A 21065-nucleotide genomic window follows, 5' to 3' on the forward strand; every position below is an offset into this window, starting at 1 on the left:
ACTGGTCCGAGCGGGTCGGGGCATCGGGGAGAATGGGCGCCATGAGTGTCCGTACCTCTCCGTCCCCGTCCGAGCCGGGGGAGACCCCGCACCGCTCGGGCTTCGCCTGCTTCGTCGGCCGCCCCAACGCGGGCAAGTCGACCCTCACCAACGCGCTGGTGGGGACGAAGGTCGCGATCACCTCCAACCGTCCGCAGACCACCCGGCACACCGTGCGCGGCATCGTGCACCGCCCCGACGCACAGCTGGTGCTCGTCGACACTCCCGGTCTGCACAAGCCGCGCACTCTGCTCGGCGAGCGCCTCAACGACGTCGTACGGACCACCTGGGCCGAGGTCGATGTGATCGGCTTCTGTCTGCCCGCCGACCAGAAGCTGGGCCCCGGCGACCGCTACATCGCCACCGAGCTGGCCGGGATCAAGAAGACCCCCAAGGTCGCGATCGTCACCAAGACCGACCTGGCCGAGCCCGAGCAGCTGGCCCAGCAGCTGCTGGCCGTCGACCGGCTGGGCACGGAGCTGGGCATCGAGTGGGCGGAGATCATCCCGGTCTCGGCGGTGGACGCGGAGAAGGAGGCCGACCGCGGGCGGGGGGCCGGTCAGGTGAGTCTGCTGGCCGATCTGCTGGTCCCGCTGCTGCCCGAGGGCCCGGCGCTCTACCCCGAGGGTGACCTCACCGACGAGCCCGAGCAGGTCATGGTCGCCGAGCTGATCCGCGAGGCGGCGCTGGAGGGCGTACGGGACGAGCTGCCGCACTCCATCGCGGTGGTGGTCGAGGAGATGCTGCCGCGCGAGGACCGTCCCGCGGACAAGCCCCTCCTCGACATCCACGCCAACCTCTACATCGAGCGCCCCAGCCAGAAGGGGATCGTCATCGGCCCCAAGGGCCGGCGGCTGAAGGACGTCGGAACGAAGTCCCGCAAGCACATCGAGGCGCTGCTCGGTACGCCGGTTTTCCTCGACCTTCATGTGAAGGTCGCCAAGGATTGGCAGCGTGATCCGAAACAGCTGCGGAGGCTGGGTTTCTGAGCGCGCGGCTGCTCAGCGGGCGGTACGGTCTACGCCCCCTCCTTGAGCACCGTGCGGATCAGCTCCCGCTGGGCCTCGCTCAGATGCGGGTCGGCGACATGGACCGTACGGCCGTCGATGGTGATCTCGTAGTGGAAGCCGTCCGGGACGCCGCGCGTGGCAGCGGCGGCGCCCTTCTCGACGGCCTGGTGGGCCAGGGCGGCCAGATGGGTGGCGTCGGGCCGGCCGGAGGTGTCCAGCTCGGCCCGGCGCTCGATTCCGGCGAATCCGCCGGTGCGGGTGACGGAAATACGCATGGGTCCATCACTACCCGAGGGCGGGCTCTAGCGCGCGCCCACCTGCGTCCGCAGATCCGTGATGCCGACCGCGGCCCATCCCTCCAGCACCGCCGACTGCTCCTCGCCCTCGCCGTAGCGGGAGTGCGCCGCGGCCACCGTGAGCTGGGCGAAGTCGCTGAACTCGGCGTCGGAGGCCAGATCGCCGCCGGTGAGCACGTCGTACCAGATCTGTCCGGCGCGCTCCCAGGCGTTGCCGCCGAGGGCCTTGGCGACGAGATAGAAGGCGTGGTTGGGGATGCCGGAGTTGATGTGGACGCCGCCGTTGTCCCGTGAGGTGTGGACATAGTCGTCCATCGTGCCGGGCTGCGGGTCCTTGCCGAGGACGTCGTCGTCGTAGGCCGTGCCGGGGGCCTTCATCGAGCGCAGCGCCACCCCGGTGACCCGCTCCGCGAGCAGCCCCTTGCCGATCAGCCAGTCGGCCTCCGCGGCGGTCTGGCCGAGGACGTGCTGCTTGACCAGCGAGCCGAAGACATCGGACATGGACTCGTTGAGCGCGCCGGACTGGCCGAAGTACTCCAGATTGGCGGTGTACTGCGTGACGCCGTGGGTGAGCTCGTGGGCCATCACATCGACCGGGATGGTGAAGTCGAGGAAGACCTCGCCGTCCCCGTCGCCGAAGACCATCTGCTCGCCGTCCCAGAAGGCGTTGTTGTAGTCCTCGCTGTAGTGGACGCTGGCGTTCAGCGGGAGGCCGGAGTCATCGATGGAACGCCTGCCGTACGCCTTGAGGAACAGCTCGAAGGTGGCGCCCAGACCGTCGTAGGCGCGGTTGACCGACTGGTCCCGGCCGGCCTGGCCGCCCTCGTCGCGCACCTTCTTCCCCGGCAGCCGTGTCTCGTGCTTGGCGTCGTAGATGGTGCGCTCGGGCTTGTTGGAGGGGGCCCGCTCCACGGTGGTGGTGACCCCGCGGACGGTGGTGATCCGGCGGCGGGTGCGCTCCAGGGCGTCCCGCTCCAGGGTGCGGCGGGCGGGCTCGGCCACCGCGGGGTCGTCGGCGTGCGAGAGCTTGTCGAGGACGTGCGGCGGCACGATCGTGCAGAAGACACTGCGGGAGTTCGGGTTCGCGTCCATGCCTGGCAATGTGGCACTGCGCTGTCGAGTTGTCACTCCTTGCGGTCATGATTGATGAAATCGAGTGGTTGATGGGCATATCCCGGCGGGAGGCGCGCGAGGGATGCCCCGTCCCGCATAGTGATACGGGCCCGCCGGAACCGGGCGTCTCGGTTAGGCTGCTCTCCATCATGCGTTTCGGGCTGCTTCTTCTTAGCTGCCGCGGCGAGGGCCTGTAGTCGTAGGCCGACCCCCTCCCCGCGGAGTTCGGTGTTGCGGTGATTACGCCCCGTCGGCCGCCCAGTGGACCTTCGTCCAGCGGACTCACGAGGAGCCCTACGCGTCATGACCCACTCCGATACGCCCGGCCGTTCCGTCGGCCGCCGCACGCCGATCATCGCCGCGACCGTCACCCAGCGCCCCTCCGGGATGCCGGTCCACCGCTACGGCCGCTACGAGGCCGTGGACATCCCCGACCGCACCTGGCCGGACAACCGCATCACCGTCGCGCCGCGCTGGCTGTCCACCGATCTGCGGGACGGCAACCAGGCGCTGATCGACCCGATGTCCCCGGCCCGCAAGCGCGAGATGTTCGACCTGCTGGTCCGCATGGGCTACAAGGAGATCGAGGTCGGCTTCCCCTCCTCCGGGCAGACCGACTTCGACTTCGTACGGTCGATCATCGAAGAGGGCGCGATCCCCGAGGACGTGACGATCTCCGTCCTGACCCAGGCGCGCGAGGAGCTGATCGAGCGCACCGTGGAGTCGCTGCGCGGCGCCCACCGGGCCACCGTGCACCTGTACAACGCGACCGCCCCGGTCTTCCGCCGGGTGGTCTTCCGCGGCAGCCGTGACCAGGTCAAGCAGATCGCGGTGGACGGCACCCGGCTGGTGATGGAGTACGCCGAGAAGATCCTGGACGACCGGACGGCCTTCGGCTACCAGTACAGCCCGGAGATCTTCACCGACACCGAGCTGGACTTCGCGCTGGAGGTCTGCGAGGGCGTGATGGACGTCTGGCAGCCCGAGGAGGGGCGCGAGATCATCCTGAATCTGCCCGCCACCGTCGAGCGCTCCACCCCCTCCACCCACGCCGACCGCTTCGAGTGGATGTCGCGCCATCTGTCCCGGCGCGAGCACATCTGTCTGTCGGTGCACCCGCACAACGACCGCGGCACCGCCGTCGCCGCCGCCGAGCTGGCGATCATGGCGGGGGCCGACCGGATCGAGGGCTGTCTGTTCGGGCAGGGCGAGCGCACCGGCAATGTCGACCTGGTGACGCTGGGCATGAACCTGTTCTCCCAGGGCGTCGACCCGCAGATCGACTTCTCGCAGATCGACGAGATCCGTCGCACCGCCGAGTACTGCAACCAGATGGAGATCCACCCGCGCCACCCCTACGCGGGCGATCTGGTCTACACCTCCTTCTCCGGCTCCCACCAGGACGCCATCAAGAAGGGGTTCGAGGCGATGGACGCCCGCGCGGCCGAGCAGGGCAAGAGCGTGGACGACATCGAGTGGGAGGTCCCCTACCTGCCCATCGACCCCAAGGACGTCGGCCGCTCCTACGAGGCCGTCATCCGGGTGAACTCCCAGTCCGGCAAGGGCGGCATCGCCTATGTCCTGAAGAACGGCCACAACCTGGATCTGCCGCGGCGGATGCAGATCGAGTTCTCCAGGACGATTCAGGCCAAGACGGATGCCGAGGGCGGCGAGGTCACCCCGGCCCAGATCTGGTCGGTCTTCCAGGACGAGTACCTGCCGACGGACGACAACCAGTGGGGCGGGATCTCACTGCGCTCGGCGCAGACCTCCACCACCACCGAGGGCACCGACGCGCTCACCGTCGAGGCCGTCGTGGACGGCGCCGAGGTGGTGCTGACCGGCTCCGGCAATGGTCCGCTGGCCGCCTTCTTCGACGCCCTGGCCTCGATCGACGTGGACGTCAGGCTGCTGGACTACACCGAGCACACGCTGAGCGAGGGTGCCGCGGCGCAGGCCGCCGCGTACATCGAATGCGCGATCGACGGCAAGGTGCTGTGGGGCGTGGGGATCGACGCCAACATCGTGCGCGCCTCCCTCAAGGCGGTTGTCTCGGCGGTCAACCGGGCCCGCCGCTGAGCGCTCCGCGGGAAATGCCGCGAGGTGCGGTCGTTCGTCCGCGGCTGCGTCGTGGCTGAGGGCTCGCCGCCAGGGCCGATCGGCCCATCGGCAAGGGCCGGTTGACCCGTCACCCGCATGGGCCCCGTCCGCCGCCTGAGGTGGGCGGGGCCTCGGGTTTGGCCTGTTGTCTCCGTTCGGGGTACTGACGTCACATCATTGATGTGGCTAGCATCACGTCAACGCGGCAACGCGGCCGAAGCGTTATGGAGGTGTGACGTGGTGCACGCGCGTGCCCGACGAGACCGGGACCTGTGTGTGGTAGGCGTACGCACTCTGTGGCGGACCGTCGGCGACGGCGAGTTCTTCTGTCCCGACTGCGGAGGCGACCGCAACTACCGCCGCCGCACCGGCCGCCGCCGCATCGTGCTGCTCGGTCTGCCGCTGCTGCCCCGCGGCCCGGTCGCCCCCGTCGTCGAGTGCGCCGCCTGCGGCGGCCGGTTCGGCACCGAGGTGCTCGACCACCCCACCACCACCCGCTTCTCCGCGATGCTGCGGGACGCCGTGCACACCGTCGCCCTCGCGGTCCTCGCCGCGGGCGGCACCGACGCGGCCGCGGTCCGCCAGGTCGCGGTCGGCGCGGTCCGCGCGGCCGGGTTCGCCGAGTGCAGCGAGGACCAGCTCCTCTCGCTCATCGAGGCCCTCGCCGCCGACACCGGCCGCCTCCCCGGCGCCTGCGGGACCGGGGAGCGTGACGGTCTGGACCCGTGCGGCACGGCTCTGGCCATCGAGCTGCACGAGGCCCTGGAGCCCCTGGCCCCGCATCTGGCCCCCACCGGCCGCGAGGCCATCCTCCTCCAGGGCGCCCGGATCGCGGTCGCCGACGGCCCCTACCGCCCGGCCGAGCGCGCCGTCCTGGAAACCGTGGGCCGCGCCCTGATGATCGGCCCCGACGACACCGCCCGCCTGCTGGCCGCCACCCGCGCGCCCTTCTGACCGCCGAGGGCGGTTACTCCCCGGGGAGTAACCGGGGCTCCTCCGCCACCGCCGCAGTAGCCGGTATCTCCCTCGCGCGCGCGACGATTCGGGCCCGTGGCGGCGGAAGTCTGGGGGCATGAAGACCACATCGCCGCGCATGCAGAGCGCGCCGAACGAACCGCCGGGGCCCGCCTCCGGCAGCCGCCGGGCCCTGCCCTGGGCCGCGATCGGCGCCTGGGTGCTGCTGCTTCTCGTCGCCGTGCCGTTCGCCGGGAAGCTGGAGGACGTCAAACGGAACACCGTCGTCGACTATCTGCCGGCGGGGGCCGACTCCACCCAGGTGGCACAGCTCCAGGAGGAGCTGCCCGGCGGGGACACCACCGACCTCGTGCTCGTCTACCACCGCGACGGCGGGCTGACCCGGGCCGACCGCGGGGCGGCGGGCGCGCAGGTGGCCGAGGTGGCGCGGGAGCACGAGCTGGTGGGCCGGAAGGCCCCGCGCGGGATTCCGTCCAAGGACGGTACGACCGTGATGTATCCGGTGGCGCTCACCGGGCTGAAGGACGCGAAGGTGCGGGCGGACGCCGTCCGGGAGATCCGCGACGGAATCGCGGAGCGTCCGGAGGGACTGAGCGTGCGGGTCGGCGGCCCCGGGGCGCTGGCGGCCGACTCGCAGGAGGTGTTCGCCTCCACCGACGGCACCCTGATGATCGCCACCGCCGCCGTGGTCGCCGTGCTGCTGATCCTCACCTACCGCAGCCCATTCCTGTGGCTGATCCCGCTGGGGGTGGTCGGCGTCGCCGCGATGGCCGCGATGGGTGTCGTCTACGGGCTCGTCGAGGGCTTCGACCTCGTCGTCACCGGTATGAGTTCCTCGATCATGACCGTCCTGGTCTTCGGCGCGGGCACCGACTACGCCCTGCTGATCGTGTCCCGCTACCGCGAGGAACTGCGCCGCCACCGGGCCCCGTACGACGCGATGCGCCAGGCCCTGCGCGGCTGCGGCCCGGCGGTGCTCGCCTCCAGCGGGACCGTCGCCGCCGGGCTGCTGTGTCTGCTCGCCGCCGACCTCAACAGCAGCAGCGGACTCGGGCCGGTCGGTGCGGTCGGTGTGGTGTGCGCGCTGGCCGCGATGATGACGCTGCTGCCCGCGGTGCTGGTGCTGCTGGGCCGCCGGGTGTTCTGGCCGCTGATCCCGGTGTACGGCAGCGAGCCGCGCGCCCGGCGCGGTCTGTTCGAGGCGATGGGCACATCGGCGCGGCGCAGGCCCGGTGTGGTGCTGCTCGGCGGCACCGCGCTGCTGGGCGCGCTCGCGCTCGGCGTCCTCGCGCTGCCCGGCAACCTCAAGCAGACCGACACCTTCACCGACAAGCCCGAGTCCGTGGTCGCGACGGAGACGCTCGCCCGCGCCTACCCGGGCGCCGGCAGCCAGCCCATCAGCGTGCTGGCACACACCGCGCGGGCGGATCAGGTGCTGGAACGGGCGCGCGGCACCGAAGGCGTCGCGAACGCGACCCGGGGCCGCAGCGGCGGAGGCTGGACCGAGATCGACGTCTTCGCCAAGGGCGCCCCGCAGTCGGCGGAGGAGACCGCCACCCTCCACGCCCTGCGCTCCGGTCTCGACCGCGTCGAGGGCGCGGGCGCGCTGGTCGGCGGACCCAGCGCCCAGCAGCTCGATCTGGAGGACACCAACACCCGCGACCGGATGCTCGTCATCCCGCTGGTGCTCATCGCCGTGCTGCTGATCCTGGCGGCCCTGCTGCGCAGCCTGGTCGCACCGCTGGTGCTGGTGGTGGCCGTGGTGGCGGTGTGGGGCGCGGCCATGGGGCTCGGCGGGCTGGTCTTCGAACCGGTCTTCGGCTTCGCGGGGACCGATCCCGGGCTGCCGCTGCTGTCGTTCGTCTTCCTGGTCGCCCTCGGCGTCGACTACGGCATCTTCCTGATGCACCGGATGCGGGAGGAGGCACTGCGCGGGGCCGGGGTCGAGGAGGCCGCCGTCACCGCGCTGCGGACCACCGGCGGGGTGATCGCCTCGGCGGGGGTGGTGCTGGCCGCGACCTTCGCGGTGCTGGCCACCCTGCCGCTGGTGATGCTCGTCGAGATGGGCTTCATCGTGGCGGTCGGCGTGCTGCTCGACACCTTCCTCGTCCGGACCTATCTGGTGACCTCGGCCGGCGTGCTGCTGAAGCGGTGGGTGTGGTGGCCGGGGGCGCTCTTCCGCCGGGCGTCGGCCCCCGCGGGTCCGGTCGCCGCTGCCGGGCCCCGGCCCGAACCGGCCGAACCGGCCGTACGGGGCTAGCGCCCGCCCCGGGGCTCGGACCGACCGCACTGGGGGCGGCCGGTCCGGGCCCCGGGCCCGCTCCGTGAACGCGGGCCGGACCGGCCCTGGTCCGGCCCCGGACCGATCCCCGAGGATGGAGCCGTGTCCGCTCACCCCACGCCCTCCCACCCGCACCGTCCGGTGCGCCGGCTGCCCGGGTGGCCCCCGATGTGGACGGCGTTGCACGCCCTGCACCACGGCAGGCGGTCGGCCGAGACCCGTGCCGAGGCCCGGTCGCGGCGGCGCGTCGACGCCGCGATCGCCGGTGCCGTACTCGCCGTGCAGTGCGCCCTGGCCCTGGTCAACCTCGGCCACAACGGCCACCGTCCGGACGCGCTGGGCTGGTTGCTGCTCATCGGCAGCGCCGCGGTGCTGGTCGGGCGGCGGCACAGCCCCATGCTGGTGACCGCGGCCGTGGTGTTCATGGTCGGCCCGTACCACGCCCTGGACAACGTGCACATCGCCGTTGTCCCGGCCGGGCTGCTCGCCGTCTACACCCTCGCCGTGATCGGGCCGCCGCTGCGGTCCTTCCTCACCGTCTCCCTGGTCATCGCGATCATGGTGACGGTCATGGCGCTGCGCGCCGAAGCGCACGCCGGAATCGAGATGCTGCGCAGCTCCGGCTGGGTGCTGTCGGTCGTGGTGATCGGCGAGGCGGTGCGGATCCACCGCAAGTACATCGCGGCGATCCTGGAGCGGGCCGAACGCGCCGAGCGGACCCGCGAGGAGGAGGCGGCCCGCCGGGTCGCCGAGGAGCGGCTGCGGATCGCCCGCGATCTGCACGATCTGCTCGCGCACAGCATCACCGTCATCGGTGTCCAGACCTCGGTCGCCGCGCATGTGCTGATCGCCGACCCGGAGCGGCTCGACCGCGAGGCGCTGTCCACCGCGCTCGACGGGATCTCCGACACCTGCCGGGACGCTCGCGCCGAACTGCGCGCCACCCTCCAGGTGTTGCGGGGGGACGAGGGCGACAGCACGGGAGACCGGAGCGGCGAGGACACCGACGCCATCGCGCCGCCGCCGGGACTCGCGGGCCTGGCCGATCTGGCCGCGGCGGCGGAGGCGGCGGGCGTACGTGTCGAACTCGCTGTCGGGGTGGCCGCGGGGGATCTGTCGCCCGCGGTGGGCGCGGCGGCGTACCGGATCGTGCAGGAGGCGCTGACGAACGCGGTACGGCACGCCCCACGCACCCGAGTGCGGATCACCCTGGTCCGGGAGGAGACGGCGCTCAGCGTCTCCGCCGTGGACGACGGCCCGGCGGACGGGGGGACACCGGATGACGGGTCCGAGCCGGGCCATGGCATCGTCGGTATGCGCGAACGCGCCCGCAGTGTGGCCGGAACCCTGACCGCCGGGCCGCGCGAGGACGCCCCCGGCTTCGCCGTTCGCGCGGCATTGCCCTGCGGCAAGGCCGGTTCCGTCCCCGTGACCTCCCTGGAGACCACCCCATGAGCCCGAGCGACGCCAGTGCCCCGGCCGGACCGGCCGCCCCGCCGATCCGGGTGCTGCTCGCCGACGACCAGACGCTCGTCCGCTCCGCCTTCGCGATGCTCGTCGACTCCGCGCGGGACATGGAGGTGGTCGGCCAGGCGGGCACCGGCCGCCAGGCCGTCGAACTCGCCCGTACCGCCCGCGCCGACCTCGTGGTGATGGACGTCCGGATGCCCGACCTCGACGGTATCGAGGCCACCCGGCGCATCGCCGCGGACGAGGACCTCGCCGGGGTCAGGATCCTCGTCCTGACCACGTACGACACCGATGAGCACATCGTGGAGGCGCTGCGCGCGGGCGCGTCCGGGTTTCTGGTGAAGGACACCCGGCCCGCGGAACTCCTGGACGCCATACGGACCGTGGCGGCGGGGGAGTCCCTGCTGTCGCCCGGTCCGACCGCTCGGCTGATCGCGCGGGTGCTGCGCGCCCCGTCCGCCCCGGCGCCCGGCGTTCCGGGGCCCGGGGCGCTGGCGGCGCTGTCGGAGCGGGAGCGCCAGGTGCTCACCCTCGTCGCGCGCGGGCTGAACAACGCCGAGGCGGCGGGGGCGCTCGGACTCTCACCGCTCACCACCAAGACGCATGTCAGCCGGATCATGGGCAAGCTGGGCGCCCGGGACCGGGCCCAACTGGTCATCACCGCCTATGAGTCGGGCCTGGTCACTCCGTCCGGCTCCAGCCCTCAGCCCTCCTCGGGAGCCTGAGGGCGTCCAGGGCGCCGGGGCTCAGGGCGCCCGCGGTGCGCTGTGACCCGCTCAACCCTTGCCCGGCGCGCCCCAGTCCTTCCGGTAGGCCCGCCAGTCCTCCTCCGTGGCGGCGAAGTCCACGTACAGCGCCACCCCGAACCGCTCCCGGTGGCGGTCCTGTCGGCCGAGGCCGAGCCGGGTGCCGCGTACCGCCGCCGTGACCGTCTCGGCCCAGGCGTGACGGCCGATGTTGTTGGTGTGGTAGCCGGGCAGGCCCATCAGCAGATCCGTCGTGGGCGGGGTGATCTCGAGCGCGAGCTCGGTCTGCTGGGCCACATAGCCGCCGTACAGGCTCTCCAGCGGCATCGTGGTGTCGTAGGACATCACCGCGATCTGGTCGACCCGCCGCGCCACCTGGCCGAAGTACTTCTGCGACCACCACTTGGGGTGGCCCGTGAGGAAGTCCGCCGCCGAGTGCAGCCCCGGCAGCGGGTCGATCTGATGGGCCGCCACCGACAGCGGAACGCGGCGGGCGCGGGTGAGGGTGTGCAGTGCGTCGAGGAGCGCGAGGTAGGCGCGGTCACCGGAGTGCAGCGGCTCCAGGTCGAAGTGCACTCCGTCGAAGCCCGCGTCCAGCACCTGCCGCGCGGACCGCACCACACGGGCCCGGTTGCCGCGGTCCTCCAGCCGGAGCCCGGTCGGGCCCTCGGTGGCCAGCACATCGCCCAGCCACGCCTGCACCCGGACGCTGGGCAGTTCGCGGTGGACGGCCTTCAGCAGCCAGGTGGCCTTGGGGTAACGGGCCGCGGGCAGGGAGCCGTTGTGCTCGAGCGGGCCCGCGTGGACATACAGATCGCGGATGCCGCTGTCGCGTACCCGCCGGGCCAGCGCCGCCAGTTCCCGTTCGCCGTTGCGCCCGTCCACCCAGGCGTGGCCGAGCCAGACCGCGTCCCGGCCCCGGGTCTGGGTGCCGGGTTCGAGGTCCCCCGCGTACAGCAGCCGCAGTGAGACCGCGGCGGCGAGAACGGCGAGGGCCAGACTGCCCGCCAGAGCCGCCGTGACGCGCTTGGGCCACTTCAGCCGTGGATGCTTCCAGACGCGTCGCACGCCGCGCAGCGCCCGTCGGAACCGGTCGGCCGCGGCCTGGACTATGCGTGGCTTCTTCACGAAGGGGAGGCTAGCGAGCGGTATGCGAGGAGTCGCATCCGGTTGTGTGTCCGGTGGTGTCCGGTGGTGTGCCGCACCGCGCCTACGCCCGCCCCGTCGGCACCGGTGTCACATCGTGTCGCTCGGGATTTCCTTGACCTCGGCCCCTCGACCCACCGTAGAGCGGGCGGGTGACCCTCGCACTCCGGTGGTCAGGGGGCCGGGGGCGGGGTGCCGAAGAGCGCGCGGCACGGCTCCAGTCCCCGCACCTCGACCCGGGTGGCGCGGTGTTCCTCCCAGGCGGCGCGGTCCAGCCGCAGCCGCTGGACGGTCCGGGCCGTGCCCCGTACGGCGATGGTCTCCAACCCGTCGGGGCGGTAGCCGAGCCGCCGCGACACCCCGAGCGAGCGCCCGTTCTCCACCATCGCGCCCGAGGTCAGCCGGCGCGCCCCCAGGCCCTCGAAGGCCAGGTGCGCCGCCGCGGCCCGCATCTCCGTGCCGAAGCCCCGCCCCTGATGGACCAGGCCCAGCCAGGAGCCGGTCGCTGCCTCCCGGGTCACCGCGAAATCGCGTGCCATCAGGTCCTGCCGCCCGATCACCACCCCCTCGTACAGCACCGCCAGGCTCAGCGTCCAGTCCTCCGGGCGCCACTCCGCGACGGTCCGCAGCACATGCTGGAACGTGGCGCGCCCGCGCTCCTCCGGGGACGCGTCGGTCCACGGAACGCTGAACGGCATCTCGTCCGGGTCGTGCACCCCCTCCGCCGCGACCGCGGCCAGCTCATCGAGCCGGGGGAGGTCGGGAAGGAGCAGTTCAAGACGTGGGGTGCGGACGCGGAGCCCGTACAGGGGCCAGAAATGAGGGTCCATGGCGGGAGGTTGCCGGACGGCCCGTGGCCACGTCGACCTCATTTACTCCCCGGCGAGCCGCCCGGTTGTCAATCAGGGTTGACGCCAGAGCGCGCGTCAACCTACATTGACACCATGACCGAAGCAACGGATCTCGCCGACCGCGCGGGTGACCGCGACCCCCGGGTCGGACTGCGCGCCGTCGCCGCGCTGCGTCGGCTACTGGAGCAACTGGAGGCCGTACAGGTGCGCAGCGCCCGCGCGAAGGGCTGGTCGTGGCAGGAGATCGCCGCCGAACTGGGCGTCAGCAGGCAGGCGGTCCACAAGAAGCACGGGAGGCGTTGATGTTCGAGAGGTTCACCAGCAGTGCCCGCGAGGTCGTCCACGGTGCCCTACGCCACGCGGAGGAGACGGGTAGCGCCAAGGTCGGCGAACCGGAGCTGCTGCTCGCGCTCCTGGACCGCACCGGCAGCCCCGCCGCCACCGTGCTGTCCGGCCTCGGCGCGCACGGACGGCGGGCGTCCATCGAGCGTTCCCTGGCCGAGGCGCGCCGCCGCGGCGGTATCTCGGACGCGGACGCGGAGGCGCTGGCCGGACTCGGTATCGACGTCGAGGAGATCGTCGCCCGGGTCGAGGAGGCCCACGGCGCGGGCGCCCTCGCCGCTCCCCGGGGCCCCGGCGGCCGGACCGGCCCGCGGCGCGGCGGACGCAGGGTGCGGCGTCCCTTCGCGCCGGAGGCCAAGTCGGTGCTGGAGCGGTCGCTGCGGATCGCCCTCGGCCGCGGCGACCGGCACATCGGCGACGAGCATCTGCTGCTCGCCCTCCTCGCCCGGCCGGGAGTCGCCGCGAGCGTCCTCGCCGACCACGAGGTGACCTACGTCCGGGTCGAACGCGCCCTGGACGTACGGCCGGGGGCGGGCTGACGAAGGTGATCCGGGTGCGGAATCTGCTGGGCGGCGCCGTCCGGTGCACCAGGGTGCGCGCTGCGACCCGGTGACCCCGTACTCCCCGCAGCACAAATCGGTTGCCGGTCTCCGGTTACGCCGCCCACACTGTGCCGGTGCTGATCCGACGAGAAACCCGCGCAGATATCGCTGCCGTGGCCGACGTCACCGCGGCGGCGTTCGCCAGCAGGGCCGAGACTCCGGTCCCGGTCGAGGTCACCCTCCTCGAGCAACTCCGTACCGATGACGCCTGGTTGCCCGCGCTCTCCTTCGTCGCCATCGGCGACGACGGCGAGGTGATCGGCCATGTGGTGTGCACCCGCGCCCATATCGGCCCCGACCAGGCGCTCGCACTCGGTCTCGGCCCGCTCAGCGTCCTCCCCGGCCAACAGCGCCGCGGTGTGGGCAAGGCGCTCGTCCATGCCGTGCTCGGCGCCGCCGACGCGTTCGGCGAGCCGCTGGTCGCCCTGCTCGGCAGCCCCGACTACTACGGCCGTTTCGGCTTCCGCCCCTCCACCGAATTCGGCATCACCGCGCCCGACCCCGCCTGGGGTGAGTACTTCCAGGTCCGCACCCTGACCACGTATCAGCCCACCCTCAAGGGCGCGTTCACCTACGCCGAGCCGTTCTCCCGCGTCTGAGGTGCGCGGGGACCGCAGCCGTCTGGCGCGATCACGGTCCCAACGGGCCGTGTTTGCGCTATAACGGAACGTCACGGGCTTCTCGGGGGGAGAACGGTGGCGGACGGCAAGGGTGCGGAATTCCTGACACGCGGTGCGCTGGCGGCGGCGAGCCTGGTGCCGCCCGCGGTTCTGGGGGCCAGATTCTGGCCCTCCGTGAGCCGCCATCCGGGCGTTTCACTGCTGGTGTTCCTGGCGTACGCGGCCCTGCTGGCAGGTGTCGCGTTCCTGGTCAAGGTGTACGGGAAAGTGGCCGACCGGTGGGTGGAGCGGGTCGCCGACGCGGTCGACCGGCGGCTCCAGTGGCGTGTCTCCCGCTTCGAACGCGACTACCGCGCCTATGTGCTGAGCCACCATCGCTTCATCGACCTCAAAGGGCTCGCGACGCGCGGGGACTACACCCCCGGGCTCGAGGAGGTCTTCGTCGACGTCAGCCTGATGCCGCGCTCGGCACACCAGGTGTCGCGCGAATCGCTGGCGGGCACCGACGGCGGCGCCGTCCCCGTACGGCAGTCGGTGCGGGACTTCCTCGGCGGGCCGGAGGGCGCGGCCCTCGCCGTCATCGGCTTTCCCGGCACCGGCAAGACCACCATGCTCAAACATCTGGCGCTGGGGCTGGCCAAGGAGTGCCGCGGGCGCGGTGTGCGCGATCTGCCGGTGCTGCTGTTCCTTCGCGACCACGCCGAGGCGATCACCGCGAAACCCGCGATCACGCTCCCCGAGGTCATCGGAGCCTCGCTGGGGCGGTTGAGCGGCGATGAACCGCCCGAGTGGTTCAACGCCCGCCTCCAGCAGGGGCGTTGCACGGTGCTGCTGGACGGGCTGGACGAGGTGGCGCGCGAGGAGCAGCGGCGGAAGGTGTCCCGCTGGGTCGAGCGGCAGATCGAGCAGTACGAGGCCAATGACTTCGTGCTGACCTCCCGGCCGCAGGGCTACCAGGGCGCACCGGTGAACCGCGCCCGGGTGCTCCAGATCCGCCGCTTCACCGGCGAGCAGATCGGGCGCTTCGTCCACGGCTGGTACCACGCGATCGAGCGGCTGAGCACCGGCGCGGACGACGCGGCGGTCGCCGACCACGCCCGCGAGGGCGCCGAGGATCTGCTGAACCGGCTGCGCGCCCATACGGTCCTGTACGACCTCGCCGCCAACCCGCTGCTGCTGACGATGATCGCCAACGTCCACCGCTACCGGGGCGCCCTGCCCGGCAGCCGCGCGGAGCTCTACCGCGAAATCTGCGAGGTGCTGCTGTGGCGGCGGCAGGAAGCCAAGGGCGGGACGGCGGCGCCACCGGAGGAGCTGAACGGGGCGAAGAAGGAGGTCCTCCTCCGTGAGCTGGCCTTTGTGATGATGAACGACCGGATGCGGGACATCCGGGGCGAGTACGCGTCCGACGTCCTGCGGCCGATCCTCTTTCGGGTCGGCGCCTCGACCATGTCCTCCCAGGAGTTCCTGGACACCATCGTGGTCAGCGGACTGCTGATCGAGCGCGAACGCGGGCTGTACGCCTTCGCCCATCTCACCCTCCAGGAACATCTGGCCGCCCTCCACATCCAGCACCGCCGTCGCGTCGACGTCCTGGTCGGCCAGGTGGACGAGGACTGGTGGCGGGAGACCACCCTGCTGTACGCGGCCCTGGAGGACCCGGCCCCGGTGGTCGAGGCCTGCCTCGCCTCCGGAACCGTCCGGGCGCTCGCGCTGGCCTTCGACTGCGAGGCGGATGCGACGGAGTTCGCCCCCCAGGTGGCGCGGCGGCTGGAGGCGCTGCGCGAGGAGTCGCTCGAGGAGCCGGTCGGCTCCCCCCGGCGCCGTCTGATGACGTCGATCACGGTGGTGCGCGCACTGCGCCAGACCGTACGCCTCGGGGAGACCGCCGTGGCCTGTGCGGTGACCCAGGGGATCTACCAGCTCTTCACGGAGGAACGCGGCAGGCCGGGTGCGCCCGGCCTCACGGACGGCGGGGCGGACGACATCGCCGTGGGGATGACCCAGACGGAGGCGAAGGAGTTCGTGGAGTGGGTCAACTCCGTTGCGCCGGAAGGAGACGCGTATCGCCTGCCCCTGGTGGAGGAGGCGGTGGACGGGGCGTTCGGTCCGGTGACCGGGCCGGACCGGCGCACGGTGTGGTGTGCGAGGAGGTTGTCCCCGTTGCTGTCGCTGTGGGTGCCGGAGGGCATGGAGCACCCATGGGCGGTTCCGGCGGAAGCGACGGCCGGGCCATGGCTCGGCCACTGCGCGGCGGATGAGGAGGCCCTGAGCGTGGGAAACCTCGCACTCGCCCGCGCCCTCGATCTCCCTGTCGACTTTGACCGTGGCTCCGGCCGGATGGCCGATGTGGGCCTTGTGCCCATCATCGGCCAGGGGCGGGACAGCACACGCCACCGGGCACGCGATGTCGAGTACGACAGGGCCCTGGCCTTCATCCGGTCCGGAGGCCGTACCGACCTCAGCAGCCCTGAGGTCCGTATGCGCCTGCGCACCGACGGACTGGCCGATATCGGACTTCCCGAACCGGCCGGTACGGCCGCGCGCATGGTGGCGCTGCTGCACCTTTTCGCCGAACCCGGGGGAGGTTCCCTCCTCAGCCTGCGGTCTCCCTCCTTCGCGGAGCGCATCGGTCCGGTCCTGCGCGGTCTCCGGCATCACGACTACTTCGTGGGGTACGGGGACGATCTCGCCACCCTGGCCACCGGGTACATCGGGCACCTGTGCGGCCAGTTCTCACCCGACGTGCCGAAGTGGGTCCCGCCGGTCCTGCACACGCTCGTCGATTACCTCGCCGACCACTCCCGGAGGCTGACGACATCACCGCGTGTGCTGCACCCCGTGGAGGGCTCCGGCCTCCGGCTCGCGGCACTCACCGTGGCGGCCTTCGCCGAGCGGCTGATGGGCGGCGCCGAGGCGGCCTACGCGTACCGGGGCATCGCCGCCCGCTTCCTGATGCTGCAACGCCGCGCCGAGGGTCTTGTCACCCCCTCCGAGGCGATCGTGCTGGTCCGCGCCTGATCCCATCGAAAGCGCCCCGGGGCGGTTCGATCATGTGTCCCGCTGAGGGAGAATGTGCGCCATGAGTCTGTTCCGCGACGACGGCATCGTGCTGCGCACCCAGAAGCTGGGCGAGGCGGACCGGATCATCACCCTGCTCACCCGCCACCACGGCCGGGTGCGCGCCGTGGCGCGCGGGGTGCGGCGGACGAAGTCGAAGTTCGGGGCCCGGCTGGAGCCGTTCTCCCATGTCGATGTGCAGTTCTTCGCACGCGGCGGTGAGCTGATCGGCCGCGGACTACCACTGTGCACACAGAGTGAGACCATCGCTCCGTATGGTGGCTCGATCGTCACCGACTACGCCCGCTACACCGCCGGTACCGCGATGCTGGAGACCGCCGAGCGGTTCACCGATCACGAGGGCGAGCCCGCCGTCCAGCAGTATCTGCTGCTCGTCGGCGCCCTGCGCACCCTCGCCTCCGGCGAGCACGAACCGCATCTTGTCCTCGACGCCTTTCTGCTGCGCTCGCTCGCCGTCAACGGCTACGCGCCCAGTTTCGACAACTGTGCGCAGTGCGGGATGCCCGGCCCCAACCGGTTCTTCTCGGTCGGCGCGGGCGGTGTCATCTGCGGGGAGTGCCGGGTGCCCGGAAGCGTCGTACCCTCGGCGGAGTCGCTGGCGCTGCTGGGCGCGCTGCTGACGGGGGACTGGGAGACGGCGGACGCGTGTGAGCTCCGGCACGCCCGGGAGGGCAGCGGGCTGGTGGCGGCGTATCTGCACTGGCATCTGGAGCGCGGGCTCCGGTCGCTGCGGTACGTGGAGAAGTAGCCGCCGCGGCGGCACGTCGTCACGGACGACAGAAGAAGTACAGGACCTACAGGAACGACGGACGAGGAGACGTGGCAGGCATGGCACGACGCGGGATTCTGGGCCGACAGCGACGCGAGTACCGGGCCCCGGACCCCCACCCCTCCGGCGCCCGGCCGCCCAAGCTCCCCGGTGAGCTGGTGCCGGGCCATGTGGCCGTGGTCATGGACGGGAACGGCCGCTGGGCCAAGGAGCGCGGCCTGCCCCGGACCGAGGGCCACAAGGTCGGCGAGGCCGTGGTGCTCGACGTGCTCAAGGGCTGCCTGGAGATGGGGATCAAGAACCTCTCCCTCTACGCCTTCTCCACCGAGAACTGGAAGCGCTCCCCCGACGAGGTCCGCTTTCTGATGAACTTCAACCGCGATGTCATCCGCCGCCGCCGCGACGAGATGGACGAGATGGGCATCCGCATCCGCTGGGCGGGCCGGATGCCGAAGCTGTGGAAGTCCGTTGCCCAGGAGCTCCAGGTCGCCCAGGAGCAGACCAAGGACAACGACGCCATGACGATGTACTTCTGCATGAACTACGGCGGCCGCGCCGAGATCGCCGACGCGGCGAAGGCGCTGGCGGAGGACATCCGGGCGGGCAGGCTGGACCCCTCGAAGGTGAACGAGAAGACCTTCGCCAAGTACCTCTACTACCCGGACATGCCGGATGTGGACCTCTTCCTCCGCCCCTCCGGCGAACAGCGCACCTCCAACTACCTGATCTGGCAGAGCGCCTACGCCGAGATGGTCTACCAGGACGTGCTGTGGCCGGACTTCGACCGCCGCGACCTGTGGCGCGCCTGTGTGGAGTACGCCTCCCGCGACCGCCGCTTCGGCGGCGCCATCCCGAACGTGCAGGAGCCGAAGCAGGACGGCACCCAGCCCGCCTGAGCACCGGGCAGCACCGCCCGGATCGCCGGTGCCCGTGCCGTGCCACTCGCCGCCGTAGACCGGGTCGAGGTTGGTGTCCACCGCTCAGCCGGTCGGCGGGGAGCCGGCCGCCATGGCCAGGAACTCCGCGAGGTGGACCGCCCGGACACGGGACCCGTGGCGGCGCAGGCCCTGGTGGAGCTGGCGCTGACAGCCGGGGTTGACCGTGACGATGTAGTCCACCTCCAGCCGGGCCAGGGCCTCGAGTTTCGGGTCCAGGACGGCGCGGCTGTCGGAGGGGCGGAGCATCGCGTAGGTTCCGGCGGCTCCGCAGCAGTCGCCCGCGCCGGGGAGTTCGACGTAGTCGGCGACGGCGGCGATGAGGTCCCGGGGCTGGCGGGTGACGCCGAGGCCGTTGCGCAGATGGCAGGAGTCCTGGAGGGCGGCCCTGGCCCGGCGGCCGTCGACGGTGACCTGGCCCGTGGGGCGGTGACCGGTTTCGTCGAGGTACTGGCTCAGTTCCCGTACCCGGTCCCGGCCCAGATGGTGGGCGAGGTGGGCGGCGCAGCCGCCGGCCGTGGTGACGAGGGTGCCGGGCAGCCGTGCGCCGAGGGCGTGGGCCATCGCCGCGCCGGTGGTGGAGTCACCGTTGTGGGCGTGCAGCGCACCGCAGCAGCCCTGGCGGGCGGGGACGGTGAGTTCGGGGCGGAGCGCGACCGCGGCGCGGGAGACCTTCGGGTACAGACCCCGTTCGACACAGCCCAGCATCAGGGCGGGGTGCGGCGCGTTCGCACTCGTATCGGCGCCGCCGCCGCGCGCGTGGCGGCGGACCAGGCCCTGGAGCCGCAGCAGCGCGGGGCGGGAGACCAGCGCCATCAGGAGCCGGGCGATCCAGGGCCGGTTGCGGCCCTGCCACTGGTGGTCGCGCCACTGCTCCAGCAGCGAGCCGTACTCCACCCCCGCCGGGCACACCGTTTCACAGGCCCGGCAGCCCAGGCAGTACGAGGACTCCTCGGCCAGCGTCGGGTCGTCCTCGGGGAGTTGTCCGGTCTCCAGCGCGCGCATCAGGGTGATCCGGCCGCGTGGGGAGGAGGGCTCCTCGCCGGTGAGGGCGTAGGTGGGGCAGGCGGGCAGACAGAAGCCGCAGGAGATGCAGCGGCCGAGCTGCTGCTTGTCGAAGATGCCGAGGTTCCGGCCGGGGGTGGGACGGGTGCCGGGACGGGGGGTGTTCTCCGTGGGTTCGGTCATGATCCCAGCTTTCCGGGGTTGAGGATTCCGGCCGGGTCGAAGGCCAGCTTGAGACGGCGTGCCAGGGCGATCTGATCGGCGCCGATCCGGTCGGCCAGATACGGCAACTTGGCCGCGCCCACACCGTGTTCGCCGGTGATGGTGCCGTCCAGCGCGATGGCCGCGGCGAAGATCTCCCTGAAGGCGTGGTGCGCACGGTCCACGGCCGCGGCGTCGTCGGGGTCCAGCACACAGGTGGGGTGGAGATTGCCGTCACCGGCGTGGCCGAAGGTGGCGATCCGCAGGTCGTACCGGGCGGCGATGGCGTCGATGCGGTCCACCATCTCGGCGAGCCGGTGCCGGGGCACGGTGGCGTCCTCCAGGATGGTCAGCGAACCGAGCCGGGAGAGCGCGGGAAGTGCGCAGCGGCGGGCGGCGAGCAGCGCCTCGGCGCGGGCGATGTCCTCGGCGAGGGTGACCTCCAGCGCCCCGGCCCCGGTGCACACCTCCGCGATCCGGGCCAGGGTGCTCGCCACGGTCCGGGAGGCGCCGTCGTCGCCGAACATCAGCAGCGCGCCCGCGTCCGTCCGCAGGCCGAGCCCGGCGAACTCCTCGACCGCCGCGATGCACTTGTGATCCAGGAACTCCAGCGTGGCCGGGACGATCCCGGCGGCGATGACGGCCGCCACCGCCCGGGACGCGTCCGCGAGCGAGTCGAAGTAGGCCACCCCGGTGCCGCTGTCCTCGGGCGCGGGCAGCAGCGCCATCGTCGCCTCGGTGATCACCGCGAGGGTGCCCTCGGAGCCGGTCAGCAGCCGGGTCAGGTCATAGCCCGCCACATCCTTCCAGAGCCTGCCGCCGGTGCGGATGATCTCGCCGGTGGGCAGGACCGCCTCGAGCCCGAGGACGTAGTTGCGGGTGACGCCGTACTTGAGGCCGCGCAGTCCGCCCGCGCAGGTCGCCACATTGCCGCCGATCGTGGAGACGGTGCGGCTGCCGGGGTCGGGCGCGTACAACAGCCCTTCGCGCGCTGCCGCGTCGGCGAGCCGCTGGGTGGTGACCCCGGTCTGCACCCGCGCGAGCAGTTCCTCGGCGCTGACCTCCAGGACACGGTCCAGCCGGGTCAGCACCAGCACGATGCCGCCGCTGAGCGGAACGGTCCCGGCGCACAGGTTTGACCCCGCGCCCCGGGGGACGACGGGTACGCCCCGGTCGGTGGCGTACCGGAGGACGGCGGCCACCTCCTCGGTGCTGCCGGGGAGCACCACCGCCTGCGGGCGGGCGTGGAAGAGCGGGGTGGCGTCGCGGGCGTATGCGGCCAACGCGCCGTCGTCCACGCGGACATGGGTGTCGCCGACGATGGCCGCGAGATCGCGGGCCAGCTCCGTGGTGGCGGCCATCAGCGCACCACCATCCAGCCCGCCGCGGTTCTCACCGGCCGCGGCCCGACGGTTACGGGGTCGAATGCCTGTTCACATGCGGCCATGGTCGCTCTCGCCTCTCCTTGCCTCGTCCGGGTCGC

Annotated in this window: 18 protein-coding genes; 12 read left to right on the forward strand and 6 right to left on the reverse strand. The window is 72.1% G+C overall.

The genetic code is table 11. The features are described from left to right. Window positions 1-32 precede the first annotated feature (32 nt). Window positions 33-1028 (forward strand): GTPase Era, encoded by a 996-nt coding sequence (gene era, locus JK363_RS16370; RefSeq protein WP_201875626.1) that lies wholly within the window; start codon window positions 33-35, stop codon window positions 1026-1028. 29 nt (window positions 1029-1057) lie between these two features. Here era and JK363_RS16375 read toward each other — a convergent pair whose 3' ends face one another. Together JK363_RS16375 and JK363_RS16380 are read right to left on the reverse strand one after the other, a co-directional pair. After that, a complete protein-coding gene (locus JK363_RS16375) occupies window positions 1058-1324 on the reverse strand; it encodes a protealysin inhibitor emfourin (RefSeq protein WP_201875627.1) in 267 nt (88 codons plus the stop codon). A 27-nt stretch (window positions 1325-1351) separates the two neighbouring features. After that, window positions 1352-2437 carry a M4 family metallopeptidase gene (locus JK363_RS16380; protein WP_201875628.1) on the reverse strand — a complete coding sequence of 362 codons (1086 nt, stop codon included), beginning with the start codon at window positions 2435-2437 and terminating at the stop codon, window positions 1352-1354. Window positions 2438-2761: 324 nt separating this feature from the next. On the opposite strand from JK363_RS16380, the gene leuA reads away from it, so the two are divergent. From leuA to JK363_RS16405, 5 genes are all read left to right on the forward strand, one after another. Beyond that, the gene (gene leuA, locus JK363_RS16385) at window positions 2762-4537 is read left to right on the forward strand and encodes a 2-isopropylmalate synthase (RefSeq protein WP_201875629.1); all 1776 of its coding nucleotides are present in this window, start codon (window positions 2762-2764) and stop codon (window positions 4535-4537) included. 258 nt (window positions 4538-4795) lie between these two features. Beyond that, on the forward strand, window positions 4796-5512 hold the full coding sequence (locus JK363_RS16390; RefSeq protein WP_201875630.1) for a TerB family tellurite resistance protein: 717 nt from the start codon (window positions 4796-4798) through the stop codon (window positions 5510-5512). Window positions 5513-5651: 139 nt separating this feature from the next. After that, window positions 5652-7793, forward strand: coding sequence for an MMPL family transporter (locus JK363_RS16395; protein WP_236075850.1), 2142 nt, complete (start codon window positions 5652-5654; stop codon window positions 7791-7793). 123 nt (window positions 7794-7916) lie between these two features. Further along, window positions 7917-9269, forward strand: a complete 1353-nt coding sequence (locus JK363_RS16400) for a sensor histidine kinase (RefSeq protein WP_307821742.1) — start codon at window positions 7917-7919, stop codon at window positions 9267-9269. Further along, complete coding sequence (locus JK363_RS16405) at window positions 9266-10009, forward strand: response regulator (protein ID WP_201875632.1); 744 nt, start codon at window positions 9266-9268, stop codon at window positions 10007-10009. Before JK363_RS16400 ends, JK363_RS16405 begins: the two co-directional genes overlap by 4 nt. Window positions 10010-10060: 51 nt before the next feature. Here JK363_RS16405 and JK363_RS16410 read toward each other — a convergent pair whose 3' ends face one another. After that, complete coding sequence (locus JK363_RS16410) at window positions 10061-11098, reverse strand: glycoside hydrolase family 18 protein (protein WP_443726302.1); 1038 nt, start codon at window positions 11096-11098, stop codon at window positions 10061-10063. Window positions 11099-11349: 251 nt separating this feature from the next. Further along, window positions 11350-12006 carry a GNAT family N-acetyltransferase gene (locus JK363_RS16415; RefSeq protein ID WP_201875634.1) on the reverse strand — a complete coding sequence of 219 codons (657 nt, stop codon included), beginning with the start codon at window positions 12004-12006 and terminating at the stop codon, window positions 11350-11352. A gap of 114 nt (window positions 12007-12120) precedes the next feature. Between JK363_RS16415 and JK363_RS16420 the strand changes: the two genes are divergently transcribed. The 6 genes from JK363_RS16420 (at window position 12121) to JK363_RS16445 (ending at window position 18337) form a co-directional block, all read left to right on the forward strand. Further along, on the forward strand, window positions 12121-12330 hold the full coding sequence (locus tag JK363_RS16420; protein ID WP_201875635.1) for a helix-turn-helix domain-containing protein: 210 nt from the start codon (window positions 12121-12123) through the stop codon (window positions 12328-12330). Continuing rightward, window positions 12330-12908, forward strand: coding sequence for a Clp protease N-terminal domain-containing protein (locus JK363_RS16425; RefSeq protein ID WP_201875636.1), 579 nt, complete (start codon window positions 12330-12332; stop codon window positions 12906-12908). Before JK363_RS16420 ends, JK363_RS16425 begins: the two co-directional genes overlap by 1 nt. A 137-nt stretch (window positions 12909-13045) precedes the next feature. After that, the gene (locus JK363_RS16430) at window positions 13046-13570 is read left to right on the forward strand and encodes a GNAT family N-acetyltransferase (RefSeq protein WP_201875637.1); all 525 of its coding nucleotides are present in this window, start codon (window positions 13046-13048) and stop codon (window positions 13568-13570) included. A gap of 96 nt (window positions 13571-13666) precedes the next feature. Beyond that, window positions 13667-16612 (forward strand): NACHT domain-containing protein, encoded by a 2946-nt coding sequence (locus tag JK363_RS16435; RefSeq protein ID WP_201875638.1) that lies wholly within the window; start codon window positions 13667-13669, stop codon window positions 16610-16612. A gap of 61 nt (window positions 16613-16673) precedes the next feature. After that, window positions 16674-17420 carry a DNA repair protein RecO gene (gene recO / locus JK363_RS16440; protein WP_201875639.1) on the forward strand — a complete coding sequence of 249 codons (747 nt, stop codon included), beginning with the start codon at window positions 16674-16676 and terminating at the stop codon, window positions 17418-17420. A gap of 80 nt (window positions 17421-17500) precedes the next feature. After that, window positions 17501-18337, forward strand: a complete 837-nt coding sequence (locus tag JK363_RS16445) for an isoprenyl transferase (protein WP_201875640.1) — start codon at window positions 17501-17503, stop codon at window positions 18335-18337. An 84-nt stretch (window positions 18338-18421) separates the two neighbouring features. Here the strand turns inward: JK363_RS16445 and JK363_RS16450 are convergent, their stop codons facing one another. Together JK363_RS16450 and JK363_RS16455 are read right to left on the reverse strand one after the other, a co-directional pair. Continuing rightward, complete coding sequence (locus JK363_RS16450; protein WP_201875641.1) at window positions 18422-19564, reverse strand: (Fe-S)-binding protein; 1143 nt, start codon at window positions 19562-19564, stop codon at window positions 18422-18424. After that, window positions 19561-20943 carry an FAD-binding oxidoreductase gene (locus tag JK363_RS16455; RefSeq protein ID WP_201875642.1) on the reverse strand — a complete coding sequence of 461 codons (1383 nt, stop codon included), beginning with the start codon at window positions 20941-20943 and terminating at the stop codon, window positions 19561-19563. Before JK363_RS16455 ends, JK363_RS16450 begins: the two co-directional genes overlap by 4 nt. Window positions 20944-21065 lie beyond the last annotated feature (122 nt).

Source organism: Streptomyces coffeae (assembly GCF_016741875.1).
Taxonomy (GTDB): domain Bacteria; phylum Actinomycetota; class Actinomycetes; order Streptomycetales; family Streptomycetaceae; genus Streptomyces; species Streptomyces coffeae.